Genomic DNA, 20,717 nt, shown 5'->3' with positions numbered 1-20,717 from the left:
ATCACTGACACCGATTACAGAATCGGCAGGCACTTAAGAAAGAATTATTCGGGACAAAAACGGGTTTTTCTCTCCATAGAAATAAAAAATTGTTACTGCTGGATTTGGTGCGGTTGCCCTAACCGAATGATGATCCGACGGGTAATCTCTAACTACTTGTAACCCTTACTTACAGAACATCCCGAATAAACTCTATAACGGGGGTAGGATGTTCCGTATTTATCGTTACATTTGTACCCTGTATCTGATAACATGATAACAAAATGAAACGAATACTACATTTAATCTTGATCAGCTGCCTCTGTCTATCGGCGGCAGCACAGAAAAACGCTCCTAAATGGATGGATAAAGCCAAGAGGGCGGTCTTTACGATTACCACTTACGGGAAGGACGGCAACAAGCTCGCGACTAATACCGGTTTCTTTATCTCCGAAACAGGCGAGGGAGTCACTGCATACGATATGTTCAAGGGAGCCTCGAAGGCGACCGTTACGGACTTCGAGGGAAAGACGTTCCCGGTTAAGAATATCCAGGGAGCGGACGAACTCTATGACGCCGTGAAGTTCCAGGTCGAAGTACCTAAAAAGACCGCTTTCCTGCCGATTGCTGCCGATCCGGTGGCAAACGGGACGAATGCCTTTCTGTTGCTATACTCTACCGGCAAGAACGCCACCTTCAAATCGGGCGCGATTACCGAAGTAAGCAAACTCAAAGATCCCTTTAAGTATTATAAGATGGCAATCCCGTTGGAAGCGGATGAGCTTAACGCTCCGTTGCTGACGCCCGATGGTGAAGTGTTCGGGCTGGCACAGGCGGATGCGGGTGGCAAGAAGGACGTTTGCTATGGACTCTCTGCCGGATATGTGGCAAGCCTGGCAATCGGTTCCGCCGATTATCTTAGCTCTGCATACCGCAACATCGATCTGCCGAAAGGATGGCCGAAGGAGCTGGACCAGGCTACCGTCGCCCTCTATCTTATAGGTGGCGCGCAGGACGTGAAGGCGCGCCTCGAGACGGTTAATGACTTTATCGCCACCTTCCCGGATGCACCCGACGGTTACCTGAACCGGTCCGACCTCTATGCCTATAATCGGGCAGCCTTGGCTGGCTCGCCTGCCGAAGAGGCAGATTACCTGCAAAAGGCGTTGGATGACGTCAAGACGGCATCCAAGTATAGCGACAAAAAAGGGGATCTTTGGTATAACCAGGCCAAGTTAATTTACAACGTGGCCTCGGCCGACAGCACACTGACTGATCCCGCATGGACAATTGCTGCTGCTATGGAAGCGCTCGACAAGGCGATCGAGGCCGACAACCTGCCTGCCTACCATCAGCTAAAGGCGGACATCCTCTTTAACAAAGGAGAGTTCGAACAGGCGTTCAATGAATATATGATTGTCAACGACAGCGATATCGCCTCTGCTTCTTCCTACTACCTCGCTGCAAAGGCGAAGGAAAGGATTACCGGCTTCAATATAGGTGACGTGATCAGCTTGCTCGACAAGGCGGTCGAGAAATGTGGGGCAACGATGAATGCCGAGGCTGCCGCTTATGTGCTGGAACGGATCGACTGGCGCCTGCGTCTGGCACAATATGCCGAGGCTGTCGCCGACTATGATCTCTATTATACCCTGGTCGGGGGGCAGGTGCTCCCGAACTTCTTCTATCTGCGCGAACAGGCCAAGTTTCGCGCCGGTGACCTGGAGGGGGCTTTAAAGGATATCCAGGCGGCTATCCAGGCAAGTCCCGACACGCCTGACTTCTATGCCGAGGAAGCTTCGGTCTATGTCCGCCAGCAGAAGTATGAAGATGCCTTGAAGAGCATTGAGAAAGCTATCGCGATCGCTCCTGACTTCGGGGCATGCTACCGTCTTCGGGGTGTCTGCTACGTCCGTTTGGAGAAGAAAGCAGAAGCCTGCGAAGCCTTCAACAAAGCAAAAGAACTGGGTGATCCGCTCGCTGAGAAGTTGATAAAGGAGCATTGTAAATAAAGGAGGGGGTATGAAGAATAAGAAGATTGTATTGCCGTTGTTGTTTATCTCTATCCTTCTGTTTGGCTTCGCTTATCATAGCAGCAGGAAGCAGCAGGCGGAGAAAATGAATATAACCTTATACGATAAGGAACTGCCGGAGATCAAGGCACAGGTCGACGGCAAGTGGGAACTGGTAAGTGGCCAGAACGCCCGTGAGTTTTGCGAATATGAAAATACCTTCATCGAGTTTGCCGGCGATCGGTATGTCTGGACGGAGGACGGCAAGGCTGAACCGGGAGTGCTGAACTGGCGCAAGGCGGATACGGGAGCGGGCTACGAAGCCTATCTGATGGATGTGTTCTATGAAACCAACCCGGCTTATCCTGTGTTTATCAAAGGAGATACTCTTATCCTGCAGGACTGCTCGGAGACGGGTTACAAATATACCTTGGTCAGGAAATAGACTGCCTCTGCTAAGATACGGGCTTTAACATAGCCTGCTTATTCGTCCCAAAGGCTTAGTTGGGTTCCGCCTTTTCCTTTCGGCTTTTGGGCATCCCCGTAGACGGTCTTGCCGCCATACTTGTAGGAGCTGCTACGTTCGTGCTCGATCAGTTTGTCGAAATAGTTGTTGGGGGTGTACCCTTTCTCCATCTCTTGTGAGAGGATGGAGAGGTTCTTCAATGCCTCCGACTTGTCCTTGTCTCCCAGGCGTGCCTGCCGGATCGCTTTGTTAAACACCTCGATTGTCTCGTCATACACGCTCGTCGGGACGGGGAAGGGATGGCCGTCTTTCCCGCCGTGTGCGAAAGAGAAGCGGGCTGGGTCGGAGAAGCGGGAGGGGGTGCCGTGGATCACCTCGCTCACCAGTGTAAGCGATTGGAGGGTCCGGGGACCGATGCCTTCGAGCAGGAGGAGGGATTCCATATCGGCGACATTAGTCTCGTGGGCCAGGATCAGGGCGGTGCCTAAGCGTTTGAGGTTGACGTCTTCCGCTTTTACCTCGTGGTGGCGGGGCAGGATGAGCGAGACTTCACGCATAAGTTTGTCGGGCGTCTCTTTCGTGAGTTCGAGGATGCCTTCTTTGGTCGGGGTGGCATGCCGGTCTGTCAGGTTCAGGATCTGTCCCTGGTTTCGGCCGCAGACGGATGTGTGCGGTTCCTCCATAAAGGAGCGGAGGGAGGAGGAGAGCCAGTGGTAACGCCTTGCCATACGTTCGTTCGGATTCATTCCCTGTTGTACGACTGCCCATTCTCCCTCCTTCGTGACAACGAAAGAGTGGAGGTACAACTGAAAGCCGTCCTGGACGGCTGTGTTATCTACCTTTGCCGACAGTCTGCTGTGTTTCACAAGTTCGTCCCCGTTCAGTCCGGTCCTGCCGGCGATCGCCAGTAGTTCTTCCGGGGTACGGAGGGAAGCCTTGCCCCGTCCACCACAGACATACACGCCCAACTCTTCCGATCGCCTGTTAATCGCCTTCTTCAGTGCATTCATAACCGACGTGGTGATGCCGGACGAATGCCAGTCCATCCCCAACACGCAGCCAAGCGACTGGAACCAGAACGGATCGCTCAGTCGTTGCAGCAACGCCATACGGCCATATTCCATAACGATCGCTTCTACAATGGCGCCCCCCAACAGGCACATACGCTGGGCGAGCCAGGGGGGGACGGTCCCATAATGGAGCGGCAGATCTGCATATCCTCTTTTCATCGCTGCTAAGTTAAGCAAAAAGAGAATTAACGTTCTACAACGAATGTATAATATTCGGAACAAACGGGGTGAAAGTGCTGTTCTTTATTCATTATCAACTAAATAATAATGAATATGAATATGCATGTGACTGAAAAGGATCATATCCTGGGCCCCGCCGGTGCACCGGTAGAAATCGTAGAGTATGCCGACTTTCAATGCTCTTATTGCGGGAAGGCTTTCCATATTATGAAGGATATCTTGAAAGAGCAGGGCGATAATATCCGCTTTGTCTTTCGCAACTACCCGTTGGAGGAACTTCACCCCTATGCCGTACATGCGGCCGTCGCTGCCGAAACTGCCTCGGCACAGGATAAGTTCTGGGAAATGCATGATATCCTGTTCGAGAACCAGAAAGAGCTCGATGATGCCCATCTGATCGAGTACGCCCGTATTATCGATATGGATGTCAAGAAGTTTAAGGAAGACTTCGGACAAGAACGTTTCGTCCGTAAGGTACAGGAAGACTATGACTCCGGCAATAAGGCGGGAGTGGAAGGTACACCGACATTCTTTGTGAACGGACAAGTGTACGAGGGTAACTGGATGACCAACGAGTTCCCTGAATATCTGAAGTCTCTTGTCAAGTGAGACGCATAGGGCATTGGCAAGAAGGGTTAGTGTGAGGAAAAAAGGGTTAGTGTGAAGAAAAAAGGGGCTTAATCTCTGAAGAGATGAGTATTAAGCCTCTTCTTTTAGGGAAAATGGTATGTTAGTATCTAAGATCCGTTTGCCAGGTGATGCCGCTGACATCCGTTAGAAGCAATTCGTATTGCCCTTTCGGCAGACCAGCTATAGAGTTGTCACTGATCGTCAGATTGGCTTTGCTCCCGAGCGGAATGACCAAGCTGTGCTTGCCCGGTGCGACCTTGGCTATGTACTTGTTTTGAATGTCTGATACCGGAAAGTGCGACAATGCTTCTGCATCCTTATCCACAACCACATTGCCGTTCTTGTCTTTCAACGTAATGCCGATCAGGAAAGAACCATATACATCCGCCCCTTCAACACGGTAGACCGTAAAGGACAACTTGCCGTCTTGTATACTTGCATCTGATATTTCAATCTTAGGTTTTACCGATTTGTTATGCAACTTCCCCCACACCCCGTTGTGGAAGATTTGGTTTGTCGCAAGCGACACAAACAAAAGGGCGAAAGCTCCTGCCCCGGCAACCTTGCCGAGCGTACCGGCCCTTAACGGTAGTGCTCCGGAAGTCAGCCACACAAGCCATGACCGGTTGCGTAGCGCATGTATCTTACGAAGTAACAGGTAATCGAGTGAGTATTTCCCACCTCCTGACAGGAAGATCGTGAAACCCGCAGTGGCTCCCAATATCCCGATCTGCCATTCGTCGAGGCAGGTCGTTCCCAACCAGCCCGATCCCAGCAGAATGCCGGTCGCCAAACTGAAAACCCCGATACTCATTAGGCGGGTGAAGAAACCAAGCATGATCAATAGCCCGACGATTCCTTCTATAATGGTAAATATGACCATTGCCCACCAGAGGACATCCGGTGTCGATACCAGGTACTCGATCATCGGCTTTATACCAAAGGCGTTAGGAAGGAAATGGTTGAATTTCTCTCCGATATAACCGGGGACGTCTGGTATCAGTTTATTCTCTAAGACGAGACGTCTCCAAAAAACCGAAAAATAGGTCCATCCGACTACCAGCCGCAATGAAAGGGTAAATAGACCGGCTATAGAGTATGCATCGAGCATCTCTTGCTTATTCTGATTTATCATGTTTCTTAATGTTTTTGTAAGTGTACTAATTTATTTGAGTCTTTTTCGTGAAGGTAATTTGTCTTGGATAGACTTCTAAATAATTAGTTTACGATAGCAGATGAACAGCGATTGCTGTATGAATACATCCGTGTTTCGCCTTACTTGCCCGGACTGGGCTGTTGTAGAAGACAAACATATCTGTGCACCGGTCGTAGAGAGACCATACAAAGGTATATATTGAGGATTGTTTTGCTCCTTATCGGGAGCAGGGGCTTCAAAGGAACAGGTTTTGCGCACATTATTGCAACTCTCGACTTTGACTGTTCGCAAAGGAATATTCATCATCTGCTTAAGTTCCCTTTTGGTAGGGCAGGAGAGCAATAAGAAGAGCATCATCGGGTATAGGATGAAGCCAGCTAAATGTTTACCTGTTTTAGATGCTATCATTTATTGAAGTTGCATTTTTCGTGGAAACTGTTTTTGTTCTATAATATAACAATCGATGTTTTATTTTGTTTTGAATTTCTATATGTTTTTTATGTTTATGCACCCTAATTAATAAAAAAAGTCCTTGCAATCCACGATTGCAAGGACTTTGCTATGCTATAAATGATCTTTTTTATTTCTTCATAGCTTCCTCGATAGCAACAGCTACAGCAACAGTAGCACCTACCATCGGGTTGTTACCCATACCCAGGAATCCCATCATTTCTACGTGAGCAGGAACAGATGAAGAACCGGCGAACTGAGCGTCACCGTGCATACGGCCCATTGTATCGGTCATACCATAAGAAGCAGGACCTGCAGCCATGTTATCCGGGTGCAGTGTACGGCCTGTACCACCACCTGAAGCTACAGAGAAGTACGGGTGACCGTTTTCCATACATTCTTTCTTGTAAGTACCTGCAACCGGGTGCTGGAAGCGAGTCGGGTTAGTTGAGTTACCTGTGATAGACACGTCAACACCTTCTTTACGCATGATAGCAACACCTTCGCGAACATCGTCAGCACCGTAGCACTTAACTTTTGCACGCAGACCGTTTGAGTATGCTTTTTCTTCGATTACGTTTACTTCGCCAGTCATATAGTCGAACTGAGTCTGAACGTAAGTGAAACCGTTGATACGGGAAATGATCTTAGCTGCATCTTTACCCAGACCGTTCAGGATAACGCGCAACGGTTCTTTACGAACTTTGTTTGCCATTTCAGCGATCTTGATAGCTCCTTCAGCAGCAGCGAAAGATTCGTGACCTGCCAGGAATGCGAAACATTTTGTTTCTTCACGAAGCAGACGGGCAGCCAGGTTGCCGTGGCCGATACCTACCTTACGATCGTCGGCTACAGAACCGGCGATACAGAATGCCTGCAGACCGATACCGATAGCTTCAGCAGCTTCAGCAGCGTTTGTGCAGCCTTTTTTGATTGCGATTGCAGCACCTACAACGTAAGCCCAGCAAGCATTTTCGAAACAGATAGGTTGTGTTTCCTTACACATTGTATAAGGGTCGATACCTTTAGCGTCGCAGATAGCCTTTGCTTCTTCGATACCGTTGATACCATATTCTTTTAAAACCGCGTTGATATGATCGATACGGCGGTCATAACTTTCAAATAAAGCCATATTCTTTTTTACTTTTTTAAATTCTTATTTACCAGAAATAAAGATATCAGAAAATTGAAAACAAGCACACCGCCGCAACAGGCCACATAAAAAGCCATCCAGGGACGGTCCGGCTTAATCACGAAGTAAGCGATAACCGTTGCCACAATGGTGATAGCGATCAGCCCGAAGAGGACACGTGTCAGTGTTTTCTTATTCATTACGAGGATCGATATATTTTACAGCTTCTTTGAAACGACCGTAAGAGCCCTTCGCTTTTTCCAGTGCTTCGTTAGCATCCATACCCTTCTTTACCATATCCATGAACTTGCCCAGGTGAACAAATTCGTAACCGATTACTTCGTCGTCAGCATCGAGAGCCATACGAGTACAGTAGCCTTCAGCCATTTCCAAGTAACGAGTACCCTTAGCCAGTGTTCCGTACATTGTGCCCACCTGGCTGCGCAGACCTTTACCCAGGTCTTCCAGACCAGCGCCGATAGGCAGACCGTCTTCAGAGAAAGCAGACTGTGTACGACCGTAAACGATCTGCAGGAACAATTCGCGCATTGCAGTGTTGATAGCGTCACAGACAAGGTCAGTGTTCAATGCTTCCAACAGTGTTTTGCCCGGTAGGATTTCTGAAGCCATAGCAGCAGAGTGAGTCATTCCGGAGCAACCGATAGTTTCAACAAGCGCTTCCTGGATAATCCCTTCTTTAACGTTCAATGTCAGCTTACATCCACCCTGTTTCGGTGCACACCAGCCGATACCGTGAGTCAAACCAGAGATGTCTGAAATCTGAGTTGCTCTAACCCACTTTCCTTCTTCAGGAATCGGAGCACACTGGTGGTTAGCTCCCTTCTTTACAACACACATGTGTTGAACTTCATGTGAATAAATCATAATCGCTAATTTATTATATTAAAGTGATAATAAAACTTTATGCTAATTTTAATGTAATATCGCTTTCTAAAGACCGCACAAAGATAAAATTTTTAATTCAGCCGTGCAACAGGCGCGGTTATTTCAAAACTTCTTTAATTTTGTCTTCCAGTTCCTGCCCATGCAGGTTTTTGGCGATGATCGTACCGTCTTTGTCAACCAGTACGGTGTGAGGAATGCTGTTGACGCCATAGAGAGCGGCACCACCGTTCTGCCAACCTTTCAGGTCGGACAACTGTGTCCAGGTGATGTTCAGGTCTTTCACGCCTTTAGCCCATGCATCGGCTTTGCTGTCCAGCGAGATACCGACGATATCGAATCCTTTGCCCTTGTAGTCTTTATAGGCTTTGACTAAGTTCGGCATTTCTGCCCGGCAGGGAGGACACCAGGAAGCCCAGAAGTCGATCAGGACAACTTTGCCGTTACCGACGTATTCGGATAGTTTGTGCATTTCGCCTTTTGCATCCGGCATTTCGAAATCCGTAAATTTCTGTCCTACGGCAACATTCTTCAGTACATTCAGGTGATCGATCATGTAGTTGATTCCCGGAACGGACTTGAAAGAAGAATCTGCTTTGGAGATTATTTCGTTTTGCTGTTCCTCGTCGATGTTGTAACGGAAATCGTACAGGTTCTTGGCGGCAGACTGTTTGTCCGTATGAGCCAGAATGTAGTTGACAACAGCTTCTGTTATTTTCCGGTCGATTTCTTCATATTTGGCTTCTGCCTGCTTGATCAGGTTTTCATCGCCCGATTTCATATCGGCAACCAGTTTGTCTATACCGGAGCGTAAGTCTTTAATCTTAGCCTGCAACTCTTTTTGAGCATCATTTTCCGGTGTGCCGCTAACAGTAGAAGTCGAATCCAGGACGACAGCCAACTTCCCGTTCTCCAGTACGAATGTGGCCATAAACGGTGCATTTTCTCCGGGGGCGACACGTACCGGTTCAACTACTTCTTCCGAAAAACGGAGGGTACGGAGAACAGGGGCATTTTGTGTCCCTTTCAAAGCAAAAGTTCCGTTTTGTACTAAAGCGCTGTCCAGCGGCGCAGCATCTTTTACCCCATATTCATAGAGGTATACATACTTACCATTCAAATCATTGTTTGAAACGGTACCGGTAATTTCGTAACCCGGTTTTTCGCTACAGGCTGCAAGAAGCAGGATGGAAGCGGCGATAGGAAGATACTTTCTCATATATTTACGTTGTATTAAAACAATTAATACTTTATTAGTTACAGACGTTTGGTGCAAAAGTAAGAAAAAATTGACACATTATTTGCTATATTTGCGGTCTAATAACCGTTATTATGAATTTATCTTGTATCGATACCAAATATGAGGCGCTTTTCTGTTTTGTCAAGTCTGTTATTGTTTGCTTGTTTCTGTTTTCTTGCCCGGCGTCTGCGGGGATTTCCTTGCATACGGCAGGCAATATAGACTTGTCAAATAATGCGATTCTTGACATGTACCAGGATGAGAGCGGTTATATGTGGATCGGAACTTACGATGGCTTAAACCTGTATAATGGCAAAAACACGTATGTATTTCGTTTTGAACCGAACAACAAAAATACTTTATGCAGTAATATCATTAATAAAATCGTATATGGCGGGGAGGAATATCTGTGGATATCGACTTCTATGGGGTTGAACCGGTTCTCACTGAGAGACCGGAAAGTAACGGAATCTTACACGGAATACCCTGAATGCCTGAATGTGGCGGCTGATTCGGCGGGTAATACGCTGGTCATAAAGCAAAAGGATTTTATCTCCTGCTATTCTCCCGAAACCGGTTCTTTCCAGGATATACATGTGCAGGGAATGAATGAAGAAGTATCTAAAATCTTGTTCGCAGACGGAGAAAGGCAGTTCTTCATTCTTGACGCCGATGGTCGCCTGCTTGAGATCCGTCCAGACTTCAAATCCTTCCCTTTGACATTGGATATAAAGAAAAGTCCGGTCCATGATAAAAAAATAGACCGTGCTTACTATCTCGATGGTATTCTGTACTATGTGGATGTGGAAAACCGCTTTTACTCTTACCGGATGAAAGACCGCAAGAAAGAGCTTTTGGCAGACCTGACCGGATGGATGGATAAGTATGGAAAACTTTCCCGCATTGCTTTGTTTCATTCCCACCCGTATCTGGTTTTCAGGAATGGGCTTTTGCTGAATATCGACAATCCGGAAGAAGCATTGGGCTTTGATGTCGGGTTGTTCTGTGTCCTGCCTGACCGAAAGCAGGATATCCTCTGGGTTGGGACAGACGGGCAGGGAGTCCGGATGTATTATGACAAATATAACCGGTTCTCGGGGATTCAACTCGAAAATCTGCCGATTGTCATGCGTAATCCGGTCCGTTCGATCTATACCGAAGACGAAAAAACGATCTGGTTCGGAACTAAAGGAAATGGATTTGTGCGTGTGGAAGACTACGATTCCTACGGGAAAGGAAAAATACCGGCTGGAAAGGTCAAACATTTCACGACGTCGGACGGCCTGTCCAGCGACCGTGTCTATTGTTTCCGTAAAAGCAACTATAATCCCTGGGTGTGGATCGGGACGGAAGGACCGGGATTGTCCTATTATTCTTTAGTGGATAAGAAAGTCCATACGTTGGCAAGCCTTGTCGATACGAAGATCCGGTATGTCCATGCCATTCGTGAGGTGAATGATTCGACGTTGTGGATGACAACGACAGGAGATGGCTTGCTGGAAGTAATCATCGGTAAGAAAGAAGGAAAACCCGTCATTAAATATGTAGAGTCTTTCATCCTTGAAAAAAATGGTAAAGTCTGCAATGAGTTCCATGCAATGAATTATGATGATGAGGCTTCCCATCTCTATCTGGGAAGTCGTGGAGGATATGGCTTGGTCCGTTTTAACCTGTTGACAAAGAAATACGAATTTATTTCGATGAATAATGCTGGCAACCGGGCGGTGGGTGATGTGCTTTGTATGTGTTACAGCCAGGATTCTACTTTTTATCTGGGGGCCAGTTCGGGTATGACACAGATGAAATTGCATTCGGGGAATTTGGCAGAGGTACGCCAATACAGCCGGATCGACGGCATCAAGAACGATATGGTTCATGGTGTTCTCGAAGATCCGGACGGTTGCATCTGGCTGAGTACGAATAAAGGACTGACCAAATATAATCCTCATAACCGTTTTTTTCATAATTATGGAAGTCCGGATTTGGATGTGACCGAATTTTCGGATGATGCCTATTGGAAATGCCCTTACACAGGTAAATTGTTCTTTGGCGGGATCAATGGACTGATATGGGTAGATCCGCAAAACGACCGGCAGGAAAATTATAAGCCGGCCTTGCATTTCTTTGAATTGAAGATGGGTGATGAAACGCATAGTCTCTACGACTATACGGACCGGAAAACCGGATATGTGACCATTCCTCCCAATATATCCACATTTTCGATTTCTTTTGTGGCGACCGACTATATACACGGAGAAAATTATGAGTATTCGTACTTATTGGAAAACTATAATACAGCGTGGACCGAACTGCAAAAAGAGAACCAGGTTGTTTTTACGAAGTTGCCCTATGGCAATTATGTGTTGAAAGTCCGTTACAAGAATGATGTGTTTGATTCGGATGCCAAAGAGTATTCTTTGCATATACGGGTATTGCCTCCCTGGTACCGCAGTTCGTGGGCTATAATTCTCTATGGCTTGTTGCTGGCTGTCCTATGTTCGGGTATCGTCTATTGGCTGCGTCGCCGGATTGTGGAAAAACAAGCCGATGTAGCCAGGAAAATCAGGGAAGAACAAAAAGAGAAACTGTATGAGGCCAAACTGAATTTCTTTGCCAATATCACGCATGAGCTTTGTACGCCTTTGACCTTGATTAATGGCGTGAATGATTATATCAAGTCATCCGCCGACCGGTTGGCTGATGGGAAACTGGAGAAATACGCTTGTATCCTGGCCGAGAATGTCACGAGCCTGAACGAATTGATCCAGGAAATTCTGGATCTCAGAAAGATTGAGGAAGCCGGATTCAGCCATATACATATAAAGAGAGTCTCTGTAGACGGTTTGATCCGGAAACAATGTGAATCGTTTATACCTGTCGCCGAGCAGAACAGAATCAGTTTTACCTTCGGTGAATCCGATAAACCGGTTTACTGGAATACGGATGTCCCCAGTTTGAAAAAGATCATACGCAATCTGGTTTCGAATGCATTCAAATACACGGAACAGAATGGTGCGATCGATGTCTCTGCCCGGATAGAAAATGATACGTTACAAGTTAAAGTATATAATACGGGTAAGGGAATAGCGGAAGCAGACCTGAAAACGATATTCGACCGTTTCCACATATTGGGTGATCTGGATGGCAATAATTATACTCAGATGACTTCCAGACATGGGTTAGGTCTTTTCATTTGTCACAGTATGGTCCAGTTGCTTCATGGCGAGATAAGAGTGGAGAGTAAGGAAGGAGAATCTGCCGAATTTATTATTACGCTGCCTTATCTGGAACCTGAAGAGATGGATTTGAATGGAGAAGCCGACGAAGAGGTTCCGGTTGTACAACCGGAAGTTTCGGCAGTGACTGCCGAAACTTCCGGTTGTACAACCGGAAGTTTCGGCAGTGACTGCCGAAACTCATTTAAATACAGATAATCCGGTTATATTGGTAGTCGATGATAACCGGGATATCGTTTGGCTGATAAAGGAAACATTATCGTCCGAATATGTCGTATTGGAAGCCTTCAATGCGGAAGAAGCATTGGCCCGGATGGAGCAACAGACACCGGATCTGATTATTACGGATATCATGATGCCGAGCATGGATGGATTTGAACTGATCAGCCGTATCAAATCTGACAAATTCACCCGGCATATACCTTTAATAGTAGTATCGGCAAAAGTTTCGGAAAGTGAGCAGGCGGAAGGTTTGGATCTGGGTGCCGATGCTTATCTGACCAAGCCCTTCTCGTCCGTCGTGCTCCGCTCTGTCGTGAACCGGTTGATGGCGAATAAGAAAGAACTGAAAGACTATTATTATTCCCCCGAAAGCGCTTACGAACAGTCCGGCGGCCAGTTGATCCATCAGGAGGATAAAGAGTTTATGGATTCCGTGACGGCTATAATCAAGGAAAATCTTACACAGGAAACGCTACGCCCTGAACTTATAGCTGATAAATTAGGCATGAATACCCGTGCCTTGTATCGCCGTTTTAAAAAGATTTCGCCATTGACACCGAGTGATTTCATCAAAGACTATCGTATGATGTACGCCGCCCAGCTTTTAGTCACAACGAACCTGAGTGTGCAGGAGATCATCTACCAAGTCGGAATCTCCAACAAATCCTATTTCTATCGTGAGTTTTCAGCCAAATACGGAATGACACCGGGGCAGTACCGGCAGAGGCAATAGTTCATTATTTCCTCAAAACGAATCTTATTGTCATCTATTACTTATTGTACGATTCACTAAAATACCCGTTGGTCTGAATCGAAACAGTAGCGCATCTAATTTGGTTTTCTACCCCATATATTTCAAATTTCCCTTGCGGGTAATATTTTTTAAGAAACTCGAAATAATACAAATTGTTGGATAATAGACAAATATGAATATCCTTCCTTTTTAGTGGACTTATTGTATGATTTAATATTAAAAAAAGACAGATTAACCTTTGCCAAGGGATGAGGTTTTTGATGAGGTTGCCCTGAATCCTCAATCCAGTTTCCTTCGATGTAAAAGAAAAAAGTAGACAATAACCCCTTTTTTGCCATTTTTCTATTTCAATTGAAATTCCGGTTCGTTTTGAACTGGCATTTTTCTCGTCTTTCCGGTTTTGGAGTGACGCTATATCTCAAATGTTCGGCATGTCATCCGGATATCGGTCCCGTTTTGTCGCTATAACTGGAAAAACGTGACAATGTGGTAAAGCTCAACTTTCGGAGAATCGAATATTTGCGGACGAAATCGGGTCGCGTCCCGTTTACGCCCCCAATTTTTTCCGGTCTTTCCGCCATGAGCTGCGCAGAACTTTTCCATGACGACCGTCTTCGTTGCCGTGGGTTGCCGGGGTCATGGAGTATGACGACCGTCTTCGTGGCGATGAAGTCAATTTTCAGGGCGATGAAGACGGTCGTTATTGTGAAAAACCGGCAGATTGATGAAAAAAGGATCGTTTTGTCCTCTAAAAAACGAAATTCCGATTGCTCTGCCAATAGACCGTCCAAATGTGAAATAATCTTTTATTTACAATAAGGGGCTGGAATAATGGGACAATCGCACGAACCTTCAAGTTCAGTATTTATTTATGTCCCGTAACCCATAGCTTCAGGCATCGTAACTCTATGCTTTAGCTGTCATAACTCATAGTATTATCATTTCCGAGCGGTGTCTTGGTTGTACAAAAGAGTGTCATAATCGACCATTGGTAGAATATGACACTCTTTTTGTGATCCGGTGTTACTATGATCGTGTTAAGATCAGCTAATATTGCCGTCAAATTACAAAAAATTAAAAGACTAGATCGGACGGTGATTCTTCCGGTTTTTTAAGAATTTCAAATATGTTACATGTGTTAAATTTAAAAGCAAAAAATGATGAATGAATCTAAGCTATTATCTCCATGTGGGATAGCGAAGGCCTCAGCCTTATGCTTGCTAATGTCTGCTTTTTCTGCTAATGCCGCGTTTGCCGTTCCGGTATCGGATAGCAACATTATGGTGGTACAACAGGGTAAGACATTGACGGGTGTTGTGAATGACGAGTTTGGTCCGGTTGCAGGAGCAAATATCGTTGTGAAAGGTACGACAAACGGTACTATGACCGATGCGGATGGACGTTTTTCCATTTCTAATGTCCCGGCAGGCGCTGTTTTGCAAATTTCTTTTATCGGTTATCTGACTCAGGAGATCCTGGTAGGAAATCAATCAACCATTAACGTAATGTTGAAAGAAGATTCTCAGACATTGGACGAAGTTGTAGTGGTTGGTTACGGTACAATGCGCAAATCCGATTTGACGGGATCTATCTCTACAGCAAAAGGTGTTGATATTATCAAAACACAATCGTTCAATGCCCTTGACGGTTTGAAAGGTAAAGTGGCGGGTGTGAACATTTTTTCCAATACAGGACAGCCGGGTGGTGAAATGCGTGTTGTGATCCGTGGTGTGTCTACAATTAATGCATCGACTTCTCCTCTGTATGTTGTGGATGGAGTTGTTATGTCCGACTTCCAATTACTTAACCCGAACGATATCGAGTCTGTAGAAGTTTTAAAAGATGCTTCTTCTGCTGCTATTTATGGTGCTCGTGGTGCAAACGGTGTTATTTTGGTTACAACTAAGCGTGGTGATGGAGGTAAAGGTGTTCACATCTCTTATGATGGTTCTATTTCTATCGGAACAATGGCCAAGCAAATGGATGTGATGGATTCCAACGAATGGATGGCAGCTTTCAAACAAGGTTTGGAAAATGCCAATGCATGGCAGGGTAAGAATTTTACAACCGATTTATCGCAGATATTTACGGACGAGCGTTTGTTTAACGCTGATGGCTCTCCTAAATATAATACGAACTGGCAGGATGAAACTTCGCGTACGGCTATCTCACACAACCATCAGATAAGTATCCAGCGTTCGGGTGAGGGTTCTTCTGTCGGTGCATTTATCAACTATACCGATCAGCAGGGTGTTTTGCTTAATTCTTATTTTAAACGTATCAATGCAAAATTGGCGTATGACGACAAACCTACAAAATGGCTGTCTACTTCAGTGAATGTATTGGTTAACCATACATGGGGTAATCGTACATCCGATAATCCGTATGGACAAGGTGCATTGCGTACGATGATTGAGCAGTTGCCGTTCTTACCGGTAATGTTGGATGGAGTATATACGCAGACCAATATAATTAAGACGAATGCAATTTTGAATGACAAGGATAATCCAAATAGCGGATATCAAGGATTCAGCCCGGAAGGTGTGGGTAACCCTGTCGAATTGCTGAAGAGAGTGTACAGTATGCAATATCGTACGAAAATATTTGGTAACGCAGGTCTTACTTTCCATTTGATGAAAGGATTGGATTTGAAAACACAGTTTGGTGTGGACTACCAGAATAGCCGTGATGCCAATTACACTCCGTTCACCCCGCGTCCGATGATCAATCAAAATTCCGAAGGTTCGGCTTCTGCAAATAATTCCAGCGCTCTTTATTGGCAGGAAGAAACCTATATGAATTATTCGACATTGTTGGATAAGCATTCTATCAATGCCATGCTTGGTTTGTCTTGGCAAGGACGTGATTATACTTATTTCAGTGCCTCGGATAGTAAGTTTACCGATGACTTTTATGGCTATTATAACTTGGGAAAAGGAACGGATCGTCCGAGTGTAGGCAGCGATTATGACAAATGGACTATGAATTCATATTTCCTTCGTCTGGCTTATTCGTATGACAGTAAGTATATGGCTACGGTAACAGGACGTTATGATGGTTCTTCTAAGTTCGGATCTGGAAATAAATATGCATTTTTCCCGTCTGTAGGTTTAGGATGGTTGATGTCTAAGGAAAGTTTCCTGGAAGATAATTCGACGATTAGTAAGTTGAAGTTACACACTTCGTATGGTTTGACCGGTAACTCTGAAATCGGAACATATCGTTCTTTGGCTACTGTTAGCCAGTCAACCACGATTATTGGTGATGCATTGCATACCGTTTCTTATCTGGACAATATGCCAAACTCTAATTTGAAATGGGAAAAGACTGCACAGTTCGACTTTGGTGCTGAATTAGGTTTGTTCAATGACCGATTGAGCTTTGATGTTTCCGGTTATTATAAATATACATCAGACTTGTTGCTTGACAGACCAGTACCGGAATCTACAGGTTATTCTTCCATTTTGGACAATATCGGAGCTGTATCTAACCGTGGTGTCGATATCTTGGTTACGGCACGTCCTGTCCAAAATAATGATTTCCAGTGGACTTCGACAGTAAACTTAGGTTTCAATAGAAGCCGTGTAGAAAAATTGGATGAAAGCGCATCTGTTGATCCGATTACAGGAAAACGCCAGATTACGACTGACGGTTTTGTCGGTTATGATATGCTTATCCGTGAAGGCGAACCGCTTTCTTCATTCTACGGTTACAAACGTATCGGTATATATGATGGCAAACCTGAGAACTGGGATCCTGAAACGATGAATATTCCATCTGTTATCGGTGAAAAAGTAACTTCTAAAGACCGTACAATCATTGGTCATGGCTTACCTGATTGGACGGGATCATTCGTCAATACGTTCAACTACAAGAATTTCGATTTGACGGTTGACTTCCAATACACATGGGGTGTTGATGTTATGCAGGAATATTACCACTCGACAGTAGCACGTTTCCTGACAAACGGTATTGACCGTATCTATACGGAAGCATGGCATCCGACTTTGAATCCGAATGGACAAGAACAGGCTATTCGTCTGAACAACTTCGGACAGGGTGCGAATAATGCTGCTGATGATGATTGGGTGGCTAACGGTTCCTATTTGCGTTGTAACATGATCCAGTTAGGTTATACATTCGATCCTAACGTGATCAAACCGCTTGGGTTATCTTCATTGCGCTTGTATGCCAATGTGAACAATGCATTCTTGATTACTTCTTCGGATTATTTAGGATTTGACCCGGATAACTCATCTCGTTTAGGTGGCAATAACTGGGGTGCTAACCGTCAGTTCTTTACCTATCCGCGTCCGAGAACATTCATGTTCGGTATTAATGTAGCATTTTAATCAGTCATAAATAATAAAGATCATTATGAAACTAAAGAAAAGATATATTTCATTAGTGTGCATGTGCTCATTGGCCATGAGTTCATGTGAAAGTTTCTTGGAAGAGAAACCGTTGGATCAGAAAGATTCAAATCAGTTCTGGCAGACTCAGGCCGATGCGGAAACAGGTGTGAACGCGTTGTATTTCGGTGGTGTACCCTATCTGCACAATACAGGTGGCGGCTGGACTCCCAAAGCTACCCAGTGGGGAGGTATCATCTCCGGTTTGTATGTGGACAAACGTAAAGACCGCCAGTTTACAAATGCATCGGAAGGTTGCAACTTTAATATCGCTTCTTTCGACGACCAGGCTATGAGCTATTGGCATGAGTTTTACAAAGGTATCTCCCGTGCAAATTTCGTGATTGCCAATGTTCCGAACATGACGGATGTTTTAAGTGAGGCAACCATCAAGAACTATGTTGCACAAGGTAAATTCTTCCGTGCGTTTGCCTATTTCTGGTTGGTAAAGGAGTTTGGAGATGTACCTTATGTTTCCGAGCCTTACACTTCTACAGATGGTATCTTTAAAGAACGTATTCCGGCTGCTGAAATTTACGGTTTTATCGAACAGGATTTGCTTGATATCGTAAACAATAATGCTCTGCCCAATAAAGCATTCTATGATAATGGTTGCTATGCAACTCTTCCGATGGCGCAAACTTTATTGGCACAAGTTTATTTGCAAAGAGCAGGTGCTCCGCTTAACGGGGGAAATGCTGATTATGAAAAGGCTGCCCAGATGGCATTGAAGGTGGTCGAAGGTGGTCAGCATGCGTTGGTTCAGGCTGATGGAAGCAGTGATGATCTCAATTCTGCATTTAATGTGATCAAGACGACAAATACGTCTAACGAAATCATCTATGCAAAAGAGTATAACTATTCCAGCCATAAAGTAGGTAACTCTTATGCAGTCCATTCGATGGGATCAGATGCTTTTCAATGGAAAGATGCGAATGGCAATGCTATTTTCCATCCAGGTGGTGATGTTTTGGAAAATATTTATTTGCCTTGTGATATGATTGTAAAAAGTTATGATCCGGCTGATATCCGCGGACATGAAAAGCAATATTTCTTCAAAGAGTATACGGATGCTACAGGTGTGACTCATAATTTGAACAATTATGGTAACTGGGCTTGGTTTGATGAAAAAGCTTTGATGGAAGGCCATGATGGCGACTACAATATGCCGATGTTCCGTTATTCCGAAGTTTTATTGATTGCTGCTGAAGGTTTAGCTCGTACGGGTCAGGAAAATGCAGCTCTTGGTTACTTGAACCAGGTTCGTAGACGTGCCGGTTTGGCGGATGAAACAGCAACGGGTGATGCTTTGATTCAATCTATATTAACTGAACGTTTGCATGAGTTTCCTCTGGAATTCAAGGTTTGGGATGATATCCGTCGTACCCGTTTGTATCCGGAAGAAGCAGGTGAACATTCAGGCAAGTTGAATTGGGTTCCTCTTACTTCTGCAAAGATCCAAAACAAACCGGATGGACAGGTTCGTGTTGGAGCTATTCCTGAATATGCTTTGTTGTGGCCGATTCCGTTGGATGAAATGCAAGCTAATCCGGCTTTGCAGGGACATCAGAATCCAGGATGGAATTAATATAAGACACGATAAATGTTTATATGGGACAAAAAGGTCGGTTTCTACCAGAGTAGGGTAGAGACCGGTCTTTCCTACAAGAAATAACTATAGGGAGTTGTTTTTTTATTTGTTAATTTTGGAGTGTGAACAGTATATTGTTTAATTTTAATGAAAGTTGTGTTATGAAAATAAATATATTAATATCGATAAGCTTATTATTGTGTTCTTGTCAGGCAAAATTACCCGTCAATGTTCCTGAATTGTCGGATGGGAATCCGACAACCTGTTTTGTGGGAACGACTGGGATGAATAAAGTGATTTTTGATGAACAATATACTGTTCCTGTCCAAAGTTATAAAATCTATTCGTCCGGTGAGACGCCTGCACATGATCCGTCTGCTTGGACATTGAAAGGTTCTTATGACGGGAAGAACTGGGTGGTTGTGGATGAGCGGAAAGACCAGACGTTTTGTTCCCGCTACCAGGAAATCCTTTGTCCGATAACCAAACCTTCCAATTATAAACAATACATGCTGGAAGCCGCTACGGCTGCCGGTGACACGCTGGTGCTGGGCGATGTCTTGTTTTTTGATGCTAATTTGAATGCCAACTGGGAAAACTTCGGATATCCCGGTGTTGATTTTGAAGTGCTCGATCCTGAGACGAAAGGAGCTTCCATTTATACCGGCCTGGTACAGGACCCGGATGCCTATATCCGTTATCATGCCCGTAAAGTGGCGGAGATCCTGTTCTACACGGCTAAAGATACGATGAACGACGTGCAGGAAATTAAATATACGTTGAAAGATTACGACGGAGTGTCCGCCAAAGGTGGCAACCCGCCTGTCATCTCGATTGTCTACAGCACACAACACATAGAGAAATCAGCAAACGAATCTCTCTATAAACTCGATTTTGAAACCCGTGGCGTTCTGTACCACGAATTGGTACACGCTTATCAGTTCGAGCCGAAAGGAATCGGTTCCTACTCGACCAACAAGACATTCTGGGCTTGTATCGAAGGGCTGGCGGATGCAGTACGCGCCCAGGCCGGATATTTCGATATGAGTACCCGCAAACCGGGCGGTAACTGGATGGACGGTTATCGTACGACCGGCTTTTTTATCCAATGGCTGACAACCAAAGACCCTGATGCCATCCGTAAATTCCATGAGACGGTCCGCGACCTCGACGTATGGAGTTTCGATAAGGCCATCAAGCGTATGTTCGGCGAAGATGCCAGCATTGAAGGGTTGTGGAACGAGTATCAAGCTTTTTTGTCCAAATAAAATAGAAACACGATAT

Annotated in this window: 13 protein-coding genes and 1 pseudogene; 7 read left to right on the top strand and 7 right to left on the bottom strand. The window is 45.2% G+C overall.

Annotation, left to right across the window (positions count from 1 at the left end; translation table 11 throughout):
• The first annotated feature begins 263 nt into the window (after nt 1–263).
• Together ACPYIV_RS09110 and ACPYIV_RS09105 are read left to right on the top strand one after the other, a co-directional pair.
• Nucleotides 264–1,991, top strand: coding sequence for a tetratricopeptide repeat protein (locus ACPYIV_RS09110; protein WP_301704356.1), 1,728 nt, complete (start codon nt 264–266; stop codon nt 1,989–1,991).
• Between the two features lie 10 nt (nt 1,992–2,001).
• Nucleotides 2,002–2,436 (top strand): hypothetical protein, encoded by a 435-nt coding sequence (locus ACPYIV_RS09105; protein WP_425886385.1) that lies wholly within the window; start codon nt 2,002–2,004, stop codon nt 2,434–2,436.
• Nucleotides 2,437–2,474: 38 nt separating this feature from the next.
• On the opposite strand, the gene ACPYIV_RS09100 is transcribed toward ACPYIV_RS09105, so the two are convergent.
• Nucleotides 2,475–3,686 carry a DUF763 domain-containing protein gene (locus tag ACPYIV_RS09100; RefSeq protein WP_425886384.1) on the bottom strand — a complete coding sequence of 404 codons (1,212 nt, stop codon included), beginning with the start codon at nt 3,684–3,686 and terminating at the stop codon, nt 2,475–2,477.
• Between the two features lie 114 nt (nt 3,687–3,800).
• Here ACPYIV_RS09100 and ACPYIV_RS09095 point away from each other — a divergent pair, with 114 nt between their 5' ends.
• Nucleotides 3,801–4,316, top strand: coding sequence for a DsbA family protein (locus ACPYIV_RS09095; protein WP_425886383.1), 516 nt, complete (start codon nt 3,801–3,803; stop codon nt 4,314–4,316).
• A gap of 121 nt (nt 4,317–4,437) precedes the next feature.
• Here ACPYIV_RS09095 and ACPYIV_RS09090 read toward each other — a convergent pair whose 3' ends face one another.
• The 6 genes from ACPYIV_RS09090 to ACPYIV_RS09065 form a co-directional block, all read right to left on the bottom strand.
• Nucleotides 4,438–5,472 (bottom strand): TQO small subunit DoxD, encoded by a 1,035-nt coding sequence (locus ACPYIV_RS09090; RefSeq protein WP_425886382.1) that lies wholly within the window; start codon nt 5,470–5,472, stop codon nt 4,438–4,440.
• A 75-nt stretch (nt 5,473–5,547) separates the two neighbouring features.
• Complete coding sequence (locus ACPYIV_RS09085) at nt 5,548–5,901, bottom strand: hypothetical protein (RefSeq protein WP_293740491.1); 354 nt, start codon at nt 5,899–5,901, stop codon at nt 5,548–5,550.
• 172 nt (nt 5,902–6,073) lie between these two features.
• On the bottom strand, nt 6,074–7,075 hold the full coding sequence (locus ACPYIV_RS09080) for a GGGtGRT protein (RefSeq protein ID WP_008145829.1): 1,002 nt from the start codon (nt 7,073–7,075) through the stop codon (nt 6,074–6,076).
• 8 nt (nt 7,076–7,083) lie between these two features.
• Nucleotides 7,084–7,275: a hypothetical protein gene (locus tag ACPYIV_RS09075; RefSeq protein ID WP_008145831.1), complete on the bottom strand. Its 192-nt coding sequence runs from the start codon at nt 7,273–7,275 to the stop codon at nt 7,084–7,086.
• Nucleotides 7,268–7,960 carry an iron-sulfur cluster assembly scaffold protein gene (locus ACPYIV_RS09070; protein ID WP_186927939.1) on the bottom strand — a complete coding sequence of 231 codons (693 nt, stop codon included), beginning with the start codon at nt 7,958–7,960 and terminating at the stop codon, nt 7,268–7,270. Before ACPYIV_RS09070 ends, ACPYIV_RS09075 begins: the two co-directional genes overlap by 8 nt.
• Nucleotides 7,961–8,078: 118 nt before the next feature.
• Nucleotides 8,079–9,197 (bottom strand): redoxin domain-containing protein, encoded by a 1,119-nt coding sequence (locus ACPYIV_RS09065; protein ID WP_293740492.1) that lies wholly within the window; start codon nt 9,195–9,197, stop codon nt 8,079–8,081.
• 113 nt (nt 9,198–9,310) lie between these two features.
• Between ACPYIV_RS09065 and ACPYIV_RS09060 the strand changes: the two are divergent.
• The 4 genes and pseudogenes from ACPYIV_RS09060 (at nt 9,311) to ACPYIV_RS09045 (ending at nt 20,701) form a co-directional block, all read left to right on the top strand.
• Nucleotides 9,311–13,409 (top strand): annotated as a pseudogene (locus ACPYIV_RS09060) (response regulator).
• 1,244 nt (nt 13,410–14,653) lie between these two features.
• Complete coding sequence (locus ACPYIV_RS09055) at nt 14,654–17,782, top strand: SusC/RagA family TonB-linked outer membrane protein (RefSeq protein ID WP_425886381.1); 3,129 nt, start codon at nt 14,654–14,656, stop codon at nt 17,780–17,782.
• 25 nt (nt 17,783–17,807) lie between these two features.
• Nucleotides 17,808–19,430 (top strand): RagB/SusD family nutrient uptake outer membrane protein, encoded by a 1,623-nt coding sequence (locus ACPYIV_RS09050; protein WP_293740494.1) that lies wholly within the window; start codon nt 17,808–17,810, stop codon nt 19,428–19,430.
• Nucleotides 19,431–19,594: 164 nt separating this feature from the next.
• The gene (locus ACPYIV_RS09045; RefSeq protein ID WP_293734587.1) at nt 19,595–20,701 is read left to right on the top strand and encodes a basic secretory protein-like protein; all 1,107 of its coding nucleotides are present in this window, start codon (nt 19,595–19,597) and stop codon (nt 20,699–20,701) included.
• Nucleotides 20,702–20,717: the final 16 nt, after the last annotated feature.

The sequence above is a fragment of the Parabacteroides vesiculifaciens genome (assembly GCF_049860805.1).
Taxonomy (GTDB): Bacteria; Bacteroidota; Bacteroidia; order Bacteroidales; family Tannerellaceae; genus Parabacteroides.
The sequence above is the reverse complement of the archived record's forward strand: the minus strand, read 5'-3'. Positions and strand labels throughout refer to the sequence as shown.